We start from the raw sequence: 12,086 nt of genomic DNA on the forward strand, positions 1-12,086 counted from the left end.
TGCCGATCCTCCAGGGCGAGCATCCGATAGGACAGCGTGTTGATACCGTAAGGATGGTTGAGCTTTTCGCTTCAGAGATCGAGTCGGCGAGCATGGATCGCGGGCGCGCAGCAATGGAGTTGTTCCAGTTGATCCAATCCTTCGTAGCGCTCATTTATGCCGAGCTCGAAGACCTGCACCCCGACGGCCGCGACGTGATCAGATATGTCAAAAACTTTTTCGCCCATTACAACCAGCAGCATATGGAATTGCTGGCTGGTCGGGAGCAGGCCGGATGAACAAAAAACTAAAAGCGATTTTCCCGTTTTGTGGGCTAGGAGGCGGTGCCATCGGAGCAAAGGCGGCCCGCCCCGAAGCCTTCGGGGTCGTTGGTGAAGTCGAGGTTGTCTGCGGGATGGACGTCGACCCTGACGCGTGCCGCAATTTCGAGGAATTTACCGGGGCGCCTTGCTACCAGTTCGATTTTTTTAGCCGTCAGCAATACATTGACTGGCACGGCCATGAACCGCCGGAAGATTGGCGCGAGATGACACCGGACGACATATGGCGAGCTTGCAATTACGAGACGCCTGACATCAGCTTCCGGAGCGCACCCTGCAAGGGATTTACCGGACTGCTTGGCGGGAAGAAAGCCAAATCAAAGAAGTACCAAGCGCTTAATCAGCTTGCGCTTCGAGAAACAGAGCTGACGTTGAAGGCGTTCGAACACGACCCGATTCCGGTCATGCTCATGGAGAACGTCCCAGGCATCCAGACGCGAGGCAAAGACATTCTCGACCGGCTCAAAAAAATGATGATCGATGCGGGATATCTGCTACGCGAAGCGGTTTTCTGCTGCGGGGAGATCGGCGGGCTGGGCGCGCGGCGGAAGCGGTACATCCTTATCGCCAGGCATCCGGACAAATGCCCGGCGGAAATCTTCGAGCCGACAAAGCTGCCCTTGAAAACGATCGGCGACGTGATTGGCCCGTTGCCAATGCCCGGGGATACGGCCGCAGGCGGACGACATCACCGTGAACCGATGCTCTCGTGGCTGGTTGCTCTCCGGCTGGCGACGATCCCAGCAGGCAAGGACTGGCGGGCGCTTGAGGACCTGGACTGGTGGAACCTACGGGTGCAGCACGAGCCGCGAAACGGTGCATATGGCGTCGAGGATTGGGAAAAGCCTTCCCGGGCGATCACCGGGGCCGCTGGCCCGGGGCGTAGTAATAGCGCGACAGCCATTTCGGACCCGAGAACAGGTTACAAGCCGGCAACCCACGGAAATATATATCGGCTGTATCATTTTGACGAAACAGGTCCTTCAATCACTGGAGCTGTCGGGCCCAACAATGGAGCAGCATGCATCGCTGATCCACGTATCAAGCACAACGACAATAAGCAAGGCAATGCCTATCGTATCTCCCGATTTGACGAATCAGCTCCCGTTGTGACTGGATCCAGACTCGGCAGCGGCGGGATTGCGATTAACGACCCGCGCGTCAACAAGTGGGCCGGAAAGTACCCGGGGACCTACAAGGTGAGCGACTGGGAGGATCCGGCCAGCACGATTATCGGCCAAACGGACATTCAGACCGGTGCCCTGTCGATCAGCGATCCGCGGGTGAAGACGGAGCTCTACCCGGATTGCTATGGGGTACAGGGATGGAATGATCCCGCAAAGACCATTCGGGCGACCGAGCGAGTCATGCAATCGGCTTGCAGTATCGCCGATCCGCGTGTCAACTGTTCGCCCAGAAACGGGACGTACGGCGTGATCCCTTGGCAGGATCCAGCGGGCACCGTAACGAGCGGGGATGTTCATTCTGGAACGTCATCCGTCGCCGATCCGCGCATTCCCGGCGATTATGATCGAGGCGTCTGGATCATCATTTCACTGGACGGAACGCGTCACCGTGCGCTGACGACATTTGAGCTTGCCATGCTGCAAGGCATGCCACAGCGAATGCCGGACGGACGCCCGTTCGAGCTGGTTGGCGTCAAATCGGACAAAAAGGCGCGGGAGTACATCGGCAACCTGGTACCGCCGCCGTCGGCCAAGCGCTGGATCGAGGAGATTGGCGCGGCGATTCTGTGCAGCAGACAGGGCGTCACGTTCCGGATGGGCTATCAATCTGTGTGGGTTGCTCCGGAAGACGCTGAACAGAGTGAACCTGCGGTTCATTGAGGAGGGCGTATATGAGCGAATATTTCTATGGACATTCGCCACAAGCCGTCATGGCAAGCAAATCACAGATGATAGAGAATGCTGAACGACTAAAAGCAATTATATCGAATAGCGGCCACGACATTGAACTCGTGGCCGTCAACAAGTATTACAAAAGTCATTGCGTGTGCCGGTTCGAAGGGCAACTTTATGTGTACGCGATCTATGAAAATCAGATTCGTCGAGAAAATGAATTCCGTGGGTATGGCGGCGACGCATGGGAACAGGCGCCGAACCTCGTACAACTCAAAGATTTGGATACAGGGCAAATGGAGATGTTTTGAGGGAGGGCTGATGACATGAACCCCTATGATTTTTACATCACTCCAGAAGAGTATGAGCAGGCTGCAAAAATTGGGGTCAGTGCGTTTACACTTGAACGTAGGATTCGGCTACTGGGATGGACGAAACAGAAGGCAATGACTACGCCGATGCGTGTTCAAAAGGCACGCGGTTACTATGATGAATGGACTAAAATTGCGAACCAGAACGGAATAAAGTACGAATCGTTCATGACCCGGATCAGAACCGGTTGGTCTCCTGAAAGAGCAGCCACCCAGCCGCTTGAGTCTGCTGAGGAGGTTCGGGCACATGCCCTCAAGGCGATGGAGCACGTACGTGTTCACCCAGCCAAGTATTTACGGATGGCAGAGCAGCACGGCATTCCCTATGCTACCTTTCATCGCCGGGTAAAGGTGTCGGGCTGGGAGTATGAGCGGGCAGCTACCGAACCGCTTTGGACACGTGAGCAAACGGGAAGACTCGGGGCGCAGCGGCTGCGGGAACGTGAAGGGGACTGGGCAGCGCAGATATTTGGAAAGCGAGCACGGCCATGATACAGCCGATGCTTGATTTACGCCAGTATGGGCCTTGGATCGAAACTCATAAAGGTGACCGCGCATGTCGGCAACTAGCCGATCGGCACTATAGCCGACAGACGCCCGGCTCCAACCAGTTCTGCCGGCCGGGGGATAATCTCGTGTTCCGGACGGCTCCTGGCGACGCTTTTTGGGTGACATGGCGGGGCATTCGCGACGATGGATGGGATGCATGGGAATGTACACATTTCCGGAATGAATCGGACCATCTTAGCAGCAACATGATCCGCGCAGCTGTGGCAGCGACGCTCGATCGCTGGGGTGATCCACCGGTAGACGGCATTATCACATATGTTGACGCAAACAAGATCAGGAGTTCTAACCCCGGCTGCTGCTACAAGAAGGCCAACTGGAGACATATCGGAAAGAGTAAACGGCGCGGGCTGATTCTGCTGCAATGGAGGTGACGGGCATGTTCAAAGACATTTCGCCGAATTTCCGGGGCTACAACCCGCAGCACGCGGCGATCATCGACGACATTCTGTTATACGAGGGGACACCGCGGGCAATCACCCGGTTCGCGGCGCTGGAGCGGGGCCTGGACGATTATTGGTACTGGTTCACGCTGTCGACGCTCTGGGTCAGTTATTCCGGATGGTCCGATCTGCTGTTGTGGAAGCAGCTGTTCCGGAGCAGCAGGCCAAAGAGAGCTACGAGCATCATGAAACCGAGCGAGTGGGAGGCGTTCAGAGCGCTTCCCGCTCGCATCACCGCGTATCGAGCACATCGGCCCGGGGAGACGGACTGGATCAGCTACACGATCGACCGCGAGCTCGCCGAACGCTGGATAAAGCAACGGGGCGGCCATCTGGCCGCGTATGAGTTGCGGAAGAAGGACTGCCTTGCGTTGTTCCTACGGCGAGGCGAGCAAGAAATATTGATGCTGGAGCTAAGAAGGGCCCGGCGACTGGGGGAGCAGGAGTGAACGTCAGGCTACGGCAAATGAAGAAAGTCATGGCGCCGGAAGACTTTTGGGAAACTGAAGATGAATACAAGCGCGGGGAATGCTGCCCGCTGTGCGGGTTGGAGCTTCGAAAACAAAGCTGGTGGGAGGATGGGCCGGGCGGGTTCGGGTGCGTGGAGACCGACGAACGGTGCCGGTACTGCAAGTACTCGCGTAACTGGTCTTATGGAGACACTTCGCTCGTTGTCGGAGATTGGTATGACGGATATCGGCCGCACCGGGCCACTCCCGCAGAGGTTGAACGCGTCGAAGCCGAATTCGCACGTCATATCAGGCTTTTCAGGGATCGTCGCAAGGCTGCACGGCAGAAATATTATCGGCGTAAAGCGAGGTGAGCGCGGCATGAGCAACCCCAAAATCCGCGCCGACATGCTTAAGCAGGCTCTGTCCAAGCGGCATGCAGACGACTTTTACCTGACCGAGTGCAAGACCGGCCCGACCCATTTCAATAACGAGATGCTGATCTTTGACGCGCTGGCAATCAAAAAGAGTTGGGCGAATCCTTGCATCAGCGGTTACGAAGTCAAGGTGAGCCGAAGCGACTTCCAGCGGGACAACAAATGGCCGGGATATCTGGCCTACTGCAACCAGTTCAGCTTTGTCTGCCCGACGGGACTGATCGCGCTGGAGGAGCTGCCGCAAGAGGTCGGCCTGATCTACTACAACCCAGATAAACAGAGCCTGACGACCAAGCGCAAGGCACAATACCGCAATATCCCGATCCCGGTGGAGTTGCTGCAATACGTCATCATGAGCCGACTGGAGAGCGACAGGCACCCGTTTTTCAGCAGCCGCAGGGAGTATTTCGAGCGGCTGTGCGAAGATGAGTCAGAGCGCAAGAGCATCGGCTATTGGGTGGCTGGGCAGACCGGCGCGCTCATCAAGGAGTTGCAGGACGAGATTGTCACGCTCCAAAACAAGCTCCGACGGGCCGAAAACGACAAGGTGTTTGAGGGTGATGTCAAAGAGATCATGCTGCAATGCGGCATACCCACGACATACGGCTGGCAGGACCGCCTGCGTGAGCGCCTGACAGCGGGAGTGAATGGGGACATATCCAAAGAGGTCAAGTATTTGCGGCTGTCGCTGGAACGATTGGAGCGGCTGACTGTGTCCGAGGAGGGCGGAGCATGAAGGACCAACCGGTTTTGTTCTATTGCAAAGATGGGGTCTTGTACCCAGTAGCGCTGACGGAGGAGCAGCAGAATTTATTCGTATTGACCGTTACCCTGCTGTCTCCATTAACAGTCGTGTTTGACCAGCCGCAGGGAAGCGCGGTAAATCTGCTGGACCGCTCAAAATAAAACTAACCCCCGCACCTTGGCCGGCCCGCGGGGGTTCAACTAGCAATCTCACCGTCATTATAGCACACACGAGGGATGGTGAGGGGGAATGGCGATCATGTGGCAATCAGAATTGTTCCCGAGAGCATCACAGAAAGAGGTCGAACGGGTAAAGTTCCTGCTCGAACATTATATAGAGATGCTAGGAATTATAAGAGATTTCGAGGAGCACGAAGGAGACTTGCAGCAGGTTTCGGTGGATGGAGAGGTTGGTCGCCGCATAGATCAGGACGACCTATACGCGGACAAGACGGCTAATGCGGTCTTTCTCCACGAAAAACAGCAATGGGTTTATCAGCAATACTGCTTCTATACAAGCCATCTGCGGAGAGCTGTCGCACTCTTGCGGGAAGAAGATGTTCGAATGTCGATCGAGTATCGATATTTTGAAGGAAAGTCGCCAAAGGAAGTATGGCTCTTATTCAAACGGGCTATGAGCCCGAGTACCATACGACGTAAGCAAAACGAGGGAGCCGAGGGGATAGCCGATACGCTTAAGCTCATGGGATTCTTCGAAAAAGATACTACAAAATTTTGAACGAATCGTGAGCGGAATGCGGTGCAAAACGGAAAATCTTGCACAACACATGCGCGAACAACCATGATACATTATAAGCGTGCCAAATGAGGTTAACCCCCTCCATCCTCCTCGAGTGCCGTCCCTTTGAGGGCGGCTTTTTTAAAAAAATGAGGCTTTGGAGCGATTGACCACTAATCAGGCATACTCGTATAATGCTCTTACTACGTATCTAGCAACTAGGTGCGGAAATCTTTTAAAGAGAATGAGCGAAAGCGATATTCGTATTCATCAATCAATCAGGGAGTGGCGGCGAGGTTTTAAAACACCGCCTCTGTGACTAAGTACGTATAAAGTGAAAGGTTCCCAAAACGGGAACTTTTTTTATTTATCGGATTTTGAATGTGCACTCCGACCGATTTTTCGATCATCTGGTAACCCCTCCCGAAAGAACTATTCGGCATGTGGGAGGTATTTCCTCTCTTTTGCCGAATGGTGAAATGTGGAAGGGGGTGTTTCGGATGGCAACGTCAACAGTCATCTTACGTACTCATGACAAAGGACAGGACAACTGGGCGAAAGAATACTATTCGTTCGAGAGGATCCCAATCGAGGGCGAGTTAATTGCTTTTTCAGATTCAGAGTGGTATCAGGTTGAAATGGTTGTTCATACGCCATTTGCAGGTGAACTAGCAGCAGATGTGTATGCAGTGAAAGTAGAACAAGACGTAGTTAAGAAAGGCAAGTTGAACATTTGAACCAGAGGTAAGAGCACCCTATGCGGTGCTTTTTATTTTTTCGGGTAACGGCCATAGATGCCGGAGGTGGTGGTCATGTAAATGAATATTAGCTCAAAGCGAGGTGATGATCATGGCTCGAAACAAATGGGAAACGCACGTCCTTCCAAAGTTAGAGTTGATCAGAAATTGGGCGCGTTCAGGGCTTATTGAGAAGCAGATCGCTAAAAATCTGGACATTGCCTACTCCACATTCAACCTTTACAAAGAGAAGTACCCGGAACTTTTGGAATCCCTAAAAGTATCCAAGGAGGAAGCAGATTACGAAGTTGTTAACTCTCTTTATAGGCGAGCAAACGGCTACGAATACGATGAAACGACGTATGAGCCCCAGGTCGATGCCGACGGAAATCCCATCCTGAATGAAGACGGGACGCCCAGGCTGGCCGTGACTAAGGTGGTGCGCAAGCAAGTCGCTCCGGATACAACGGCACAGATTTTCTGGCTGAAAAATCGCGATCCTAAGAATTGGCGCGATCGGCAGCACATCAACCATTCCGGCGGTGTCGTTTCCAAAGTAGTTGATTACTCGCATTTGAGCGATGAGGAACTGGATAAGGAACTGGAACGCTATGGCGACGATTGAATTGACCAGAGTGGCCAAGGAGAAGAAGCTTGCTTTAAAACGGGAAGCGCGCATTCGCAAGGCACGCCACTCTCTCTGGGAGTTTTGTAAAACAGAAAGCCCAACGTTTTACCGCGATAGCCGATGGCACTTGAAGTTGAACTGCTGGATATTGCAGGCGCTCTATGAGCGGAAGCTAACCAAACTGGCTTTCGTTGCAGCTGTCGAGGAGATCGCGCCGGCATGGTTCCTTGAAAGCGAAGAATATCAGGATATGGTCGGGGGACTTCGGGAAGGCATCACCTACAAGCGGTTGATGCAGAATATTCCTCCGCGCTTCGGGAAGAGCCGCACGCTCGTCAATTTCTGTAAATGGGCCTTCGGACAAGATCAGTCCAATCGGGTCATCACCTGCTCGTACAACGATGATCAGGCGAGCGACTTTTCCCGGTACACACGCGACGGAATCGACCAGACCAAGACGTTTCCGCACGAAATTATTTTCAACGACATCTTCCCGGGGGTTTATATCAAGGACGGGAACGGGTCGTATCATCAATGGGCGCTGGACGGCCAGTTTTTTAACTACAAGGGCGCCGGCATCGGAGGATCGATCACGGGTAAGGGTTGTAATATCTCGATCGTAGATGACCCCGTGAAGGATGCTGAGGAAGCCTACAACGAGAACCGGCTAAACGTCATTTGGCGATGGTACACGGGTACATTCCTATCACGTTTGGAGGATGAAGGTGCTGGCGGCATCGAGATCGTCAACATGACCCGCTGGGCCAAAAAGGATGTATGCGGCCGGATACTGGACGGCACAGAAGCGGACGAATGGTTCGTCTTTAAACTCGAAGCCATGGATTCACGGGGGAATCTGCTTTGCCCGGAGCTTCTTTCCCGTAAACGCTACGAGAGCTTGAAGACCAATATGGATGCTGCGATATTTCGAGCTAATTTCCATCAGGAACCGGTCGACATCCAGGGCAGGTTGTACAAAACGTTCAAGACCTACACCGACCTGCCGAAAGACAGACACGGGCAAGCCGTTTTTGAAAAAATCATCTCCTACACCGACACTGCCGATCAAGGCAGTGATTTTTTGTGTTCGGTTGTCGCCGGCGTATACCGGGGCGAAGCGTACGTGCTCGATGTGCTCTATACCAAAGAGGGCATGGAGGTTACGGAGCCGGCCGCTGCCAGCATGCTCGTTAAAAACGGGGTGAACCTGGCCGAGATTGAGTCCAATAGCGGCGGTCGGGGTTATGCTCGAAATGTCGAGAGGTTGATATGGGAAAAGCACAAAACACGTTCCGTCGTGGTCAAGTGGTTCCATCAAAGTAAGAATAAAATCGCGAGAATCTTATCCAATAGCAACTTCGTCATGGAGCACATCTATTTCCCGGTCAACTGGAAGGATCGCTGGCCAGAATACTACGAGGCTATGACGAGCTACCAGAAGGAAGGGAAGAACAAGAACGACGATGCGCCGGACGCGACAACCGGCATTGCAGAAATGGTAGACAAAAAAGCTGGCGTCTTCTTCCCAGGACAATCATGAAAGGAGGGCGATTGAGTGCCTACATTTTGGCCTTTTGGCGTGGATCAGCAAAAGGAAATTGACGAAATCATTATCCGTGGTGCTCGGACGGCGGCGACGTTGGAAGAAATCATTATGCTGGAGATCGGCGACTGGCGCAAGTCCAACAAGCGCAAATGGATGGAGATCGGCGACCGCTATTATCGCAACAAGCCGGATATTCTTGAACGGGTGCGCACAGCAATCGGTGAGAGTGGGCATAAGGAACCGGTTGGCAATCTGGCAAACAATAAGTTAGCGCATCCGTTTGCGCGCAAGCTTGTCGACCAAAAGGTAGGTTATCTGCTGGGGCAGCCGCTCAGTGTTCAGACGGACAACGCCACTTACGCTAAGCTATGGGCTGACATCTTTCAGCCGGCCATGCAGCGGCGGCTCATGAGCACGGGCCGTGAATCCGTCAATGCTGGAATTGCGTGGTGGTTTGTCCATTATGACGATGCCGGCGAGCTTGCTTATCGAAAGATGAACAGTCTTGAGATCATCCCATTGTGGGCGGACGAAGCGCATACCGTTCTGGATGCCGTTATTCGTGATTACGAGGTGATCGTATACGAGGGGACCCAGCGCAAAACCGTTCGCAATATTGAATGGTGGGATACTCAAGGGGTGCGCCGTTACGTAATAGACGGCACCGGGCTTGTGCCGGATGTGGAGGCTGGAGCGGTCAGCTCTCACTTTACTGTCGTTTCCGGAGGTAAAGAGCAGCCGATGAACTGGGAGCGCGTGCCGTTTATCTGCTGGAAATATAACGAGTATGAGCAGCCGCTCGTCGAAATCATCAAAACGCTGGCCGATGACTACGACCGAAACAAATCCGACAATAGCAACAATCTGGAGGATATGCCTGACAGCATATACGAGGTCACAAACTACAATGGCACTGACCCAGGCGAGTTTAGAAAGAATCTCGCCATTTACCGAACCGCTTTTGTTTCTGAGGGAGGTGGGATCAAGGCGATCAATCTGCAGATCAACGTCGAAGCATACAAGACACATATGGAGCAGGCGCGCAAAGATATTTACGAGTTTGGTAGAGGCGTTGATACCCAGGGCGTGGACATTGGCAGCGCGCCTTCTGGCATTGCGCTCAAGTTCCTTTACAGCGATCTGGACCTGGACTGCAGCCTTATGGAAACGGAATACCAGGCTTCGCTCGAGCAACTGCGATGGTTTGTCGACACAGATTTGCTTGCCAGGACGGGCGTCGATTACAGCCAAATGCCGCTGAGCTTTATCTTCAATACGGATATGCCGATCGATGAAAGTGCGATCATTACAGCAATCAAGGACAGCACTGGCATCTTGTCGGATGAGACACTGGTCGCGCAACATCCGTGGGTGACGGATCTGGCGGCGGAACTTGAACGGATTAAGAAACAGAATCAGGAAGCACTCGAACGCATGGCTTCTTACGGAGGTATGCCTCCAGATAATCCATCAGGTGACGAGCAATGAAATCGGACGCTTACTGGACTAAAAGATTGGAAGATCTGAACGAGGCGATGCTGAACAAAGGCGAAGCGTACATTCGGGCCCAAAACGAGGAATATGAAAAGGCGCTCGCAAAAATCCGGAAGAAGACCGAAGCCTGGTACGCTCGACTCGCCAAAAACAACGACATCAGTCTTGCCGAGGCTCGCAAGCTATTAAAAGCGGCTGAGCTTAAAGAGTTCCGGTGGACCGTTGACGAGTACATCAAGGCCGGCCGCGAGAATGCAATCGATCAGCGATGGATGAAGGAGCTCGAGAATGCTAGCGCCAAGGTCCATATCACTCGCCTCGAGGAACTGCAGACGCACCTTCGCAACGAAATCGAGCAATTGACGGCCAAGCGGCAAAAAGGCAGCGCGGAATCGCTGGGCGGCATCTACAAGGACAGTTACTATAAGTCGCTTTACGAGTTGCAGAAAGGGGCCGGCGTCGGTACCTCATTCGCTGCTTTGGATGATCGCCAAATCGACAAAGTGCTCGCCAAGCCGTGGGCGCCGGACGGACGAAACTTTAGTGCGCGGATCTGGGCAGACCGGACCAAGCTGGTCAATGAGCTGCAGACAATCCTTACACAGGACTTGATCCGCGGGGAGCCAGCGGACAAGGCTATCGCCGATTTTGCCGATCGCATGAACGTCAGTAAGCATGCTGCGGCCCGGCTCATCCGAACGGAAGCTGCTTATTTCTCCGGAGCTTCCCGGCTTGATGCATACAAGGAGACGGGCGTCGAGCGGTTTAAATATGTGGCGACGCTGGATAAGCGCACATCGGCAGTTTGCAGAGATATGGACGGAGAGGTCATCCCGCTGTCTGAGGCAAAGGCTGGCGTCAATTATCCGCCATTGCATGCGTATTGCCGATCGACAACGATTCCGTACTTTGAGGATGCAGGTGTTGGCGAGCGCGCTGCGCGTGGAGAAGACGGCAAAACGTACTATGTGCCGGCCGACACGACTTACAAGGAATGGGCGGCTAAGCGCGCGCCTCCTGACGCAACCAAGCCGGTCAAGGCGACGGAGCTGCCTGCAGTCGAGCCTCCTAAAGTCACGACAACAACACCTGAGCAGCCTGCTCCGGCAAAACCGGAAGCGCAGTCGCTTTCACGTGAGGAGGAAGCTGCTGTCGTGCGATATGTTGGGGGGGAGTCATATTCTCTCAACGATAAGCTTCGCCGAAGTGTTCCGCTGGACGGCCAGGAAATGAAGTGGGTCGAGCAGTTGGACAATGCCCTAGATAAACTCCCGCGGTATTCGGGTGACCTGTCAAGATCGCTATACTTTCAGACACCAGAACAGGTAAAGGAATTTTTGAAAGACATCAGGCCCGGAGCCGTGATACAATATCCTCAGTACATCTCAACAACTGCGGGTGCTGCGTCATATAATCCCGAGGGCCAAGTCCAGTTTTATATTTTAGGATCGGCTCTAGGTTCCGACCTTTTGGAACTTAATCCAGGCGAACTGGAAGTGTTGTATGGTCGAGATTTTCCCTTTGAAGTTGAGGAGATTGAAGTAATCGATGGAGTGTATCATATCCTGCTTCGGGAGCTGAGGAAATGAGCCAGGAAAAAAAGCTTTTTAGCGACCCCCGTTGGAACGATATTTCAAAGCCAAAAATAATAGGGTACCGGGAAATTCCTGAAGAGGAACGAAAAGAAAACAAGAAACGGTTTCGAGAGCATTTGAAGAAAATCGGAGTTTTGAAGGAAGACGAATAAGGCAC

Annotated in this window: 14 protein-coding genes; all 14 read left to right on the forward strand. The window is 53.4% G+C overall.

Annotated features, from left to right (window positions below):
- Positions 1 to 278: hypothetical protein (locus PV433_RS11375; protein WP_332072258.1), on the forward strand; the 278-nt coding region annotated here is incomplete at its 5' end.
- Positions 275 to 2,167, forward strand: a complete 1,893-nt coding sequence (locus tag PV433_RS11380; protein WP_332072259.1) for a DNA cytosine methyltransferase — start codon at positions 275 to 277, stop codon at positions 2,165 to 2,167. The genes PV433_RS11375 and PV433_RS11380, both read left to right, overlap by 4 nt.
- A gap of 11 nt (positions 2,168 to 2,178) precedes the next feature.
- Positions 2,179 to 2,490 carry a hypothetical protein gene (locus tag PV433_RS11385; RefSeq protein WP_332072260.1) on the forward strand — a complete coding sequence of 104 codons (312 nt, stop codon included), beginning with the start codon at positions 2,179 to 2,181 and terminating at the stop codon, positions 2,488 to 2,490.
- A gap of 15 nt (positions 2,491 to 2,505) precedes the next feature.
- A complete protein-coding gene (locus PV433_RS11390; protein ID WP_332072261.1) occupies positions 2,506 to 3,042 on the forward strand; it encodes a hypothetical protein in 537 nt (178 codons plus the stop codon).
- Positions 3,043 to 3,496: 454 nt separating this feature from the next.
- Positions 3,497 to 4,009, forward strand: a complete 513-nt coding sequence (locus tag PV433_RS11395; protein WP_332072262.1) for a hypothetical protein — start codon at positions 3,497 to 3,499, stop codon at positions 4,007 to 4,009.
- Between the two features lie 237 nt (positions 4,010 to 4,246).
- A complete protein-coding gene (locus PV433_RS11400) occupies positions 4,247 to 5,182 on the forward strand; it encodes an MmcB family DNA repair protein (protein WP_332072263.1) in 936 nt (311 codons plus the stop codon).
- Positions 5,179 to 5,352 (forward strand): hypothetical protein, encoded by a 174-nt coding sequence (locus tag PV433_RS11405; RefSeq protein WP_332072264.1) that lies wholly within the window; start codon positions 5,179 to 5,181, stop codon positions 5,350 to 5,352. Before PV433_RS11400 ends, PV433_RS11405 begins: the two co-directional genes overlap by 4 nt.
- A gap of 97 nt (positions 5,353 to 5,449) precedes the next feature.
- Positions 5,450 to 5,929, forward strand: a complete 480-nt coding sequence (locus PV433_RS11410; RefSeq protein ID WP_332072265.1) for a hypothetical protein — start codon at positions 5,450 to 5,452, stop codon at positions 5,927 to 5,929.
- A gap of 500 nt (positions 5,930 to 6,429) precedes the next feature.
- Positions 6,430 to 6,666, forward strand: coding sequence for a hypothetical protein (locus PV433_RS11415; RefSeq protein WP_332072266.1), 237 nt, complete (start codon positions 6,430 to 6,432; stop codon positions 6,664 to 6,666).
- 112 nt (positions 6,667 to 6,778) lie between these two features.
- Complete coding sequence (locus tag PV433_RS11420) at positions 6,779 to 7,291, forward strand: transposase (RefSeq protein WP_332072268.1); 513 nt, start codon at positions 6,779 to 6,781, stop codon at positions 7,289 to 7,291.
- Complete coding sequence (gene terL, locus PV433_RS11425) at positions 7,278 to 8,834, forward strand: phage terminase large subunit (protein WP_332072269.1); 1,557 nt, start codon at positions 7,278 to 7,280, stop codon at positions 8,832 to 8,834. The genes PV433_RS11420 and terL overlap by 14 nt, the downstream gene beginning before the upstream one ends.
- 15 nt (positions 8,835 to 8,849) lie before the next feature.
- Positions 8,850 to 10,328 carry a phage portal protein gene (locus PV433_RS11430; RefSeq protein ID WP_332072270.1) on the forward strand — a complete coding sequence of 493 codons (1,479 nt, stop codon included), beginning with the start codon at positions 8,850 to 8,852 and terminating at the stop codon, positions 10,326 to 10,328.
- A complete protein-coding gene (locus PV433_RS11435; RefSeq protein WP_332072271.1) occupies positions 10,325 to 11,923 on the forward strand; it encodes a minor capsid protein in 1,599 nt (532 codons plus the stop codon). Before PV433_RS11430 ends, PV433_RS11435 begins: the two co-directional genes overlap by 4 nt.
- Entirely contained in the window at positions 11,920 to 12,081 is a 162-nt protein-coding gene (locus PV433_RS11440; RefSeq protein WP_332072272.1) for a hypothetical protein, read from the forward strand. Before PV433_RS11435 ends, PV433_RS11440 begins: the two co-directional genes overlap by 4 nt.
- The last annotated feature ends 5 nt before the right edge of the window (positions 12,082 to 12,086 follow it).

It is taken from the genome of Paenibacillus sp. GYB004 (assembly GCF_036577605.1).
Lineage (GTDB): Bacteria > Bacillota > Bacilli > Paenibacillales > NBRC-103111 > Paenibacillus_AB > Paenibacillus_AB oceani.

What these genes read in the sequence shown, in the direction of transcription:
- PV433_RS11395 (WP_332072262.1), top strand. Translation starts at nt 3,497, where the DNA reads ATGTTCAAAGACATTTCGCCGAATTTCCGGGGCTACAACCCGCAGCAC.
- PV433_RS11420 (WP_332072268.1), top strand. Translation starts at nt 6,779, where the DNA reads ATGGCTCGAAACAAATGGGAAACGCACGTCCTTCCAAAGTTAGAGTTG.
- PV433_RS11440 (WP_332072272.1), top strand. Translation starts at nt 11,920, where the DNA reads ATGAGCCAGGAAAAAAAGCTTTTTAGCGACCCCCGTTGGAACGATATT.
- terL (WP_332072269.1), top strand. Translation starts at nt 7,278, where the DNA reads ATGGCGACGATTGAATTGACCAGAGTGGCCAAGGAGAAGAAGCTTGCT.
- PV433_RS11405 (WP_332072264.1), top strand. Translation starts at nt 5,179, where the DNA reads ATGAAGGACCAACCGGTTTTGTTCTATTGCAAAGATGGGGTCTTGTAC.
- PV433_RS11380 (WP_332072259.1), top strand. Translation starts at nt 275, where the DNA reads ATGAACAAAAAACTAAAAGCGATTTTCCCGTTTTGTGGGCTAGGAGGC.
- PV433_RS11400 (WP_332072263.1), top strand. Translation starts at nt 4,247, where the DNA reads ATGACGGATATCGGCCGCACCGGGCCACTCCCGCAGAGGTTGAACGCG.
- PV433_RS11435 (WP_332072271.1), top strand. Translation starts at nt 10,325, where the DNA reads ATGAAATCGGACGCTTACTGGACTAAAAGATTGGAAGATCTGAACGAG.
- PV433_RS11385 (WP_332072260.1), top strand. Translation starts at nt 2,179, where the DNA reads ATGAGCGAATATTTCTATGGACATTCGCCACAAGCCGTCATGGCAAGC.
- PV433_RS11410 (WP_332072265.1), top strand. Translation starts at nt 5,450, where the DNA reads ATGTGGCAATCAGAATTGTTCCCGAGAGCATCACAGAAAGAGGTCGAA.
- PV433_RS11390 (WP_332072261.1), top strand. Translation starts at nt 2,506, where the DNA reads ATGAACCCCTATGATTTTTACATCACTCCAGAAGAGTATGAGCAGGCT.
- PV433_RS11415 (WP_332072266.1), top strand. Translation starts at nt 6,430, where the DNA reads ATGGCAACGTCAACAGTCATCTTACGTACTCATGACAAAGGACAGGAC.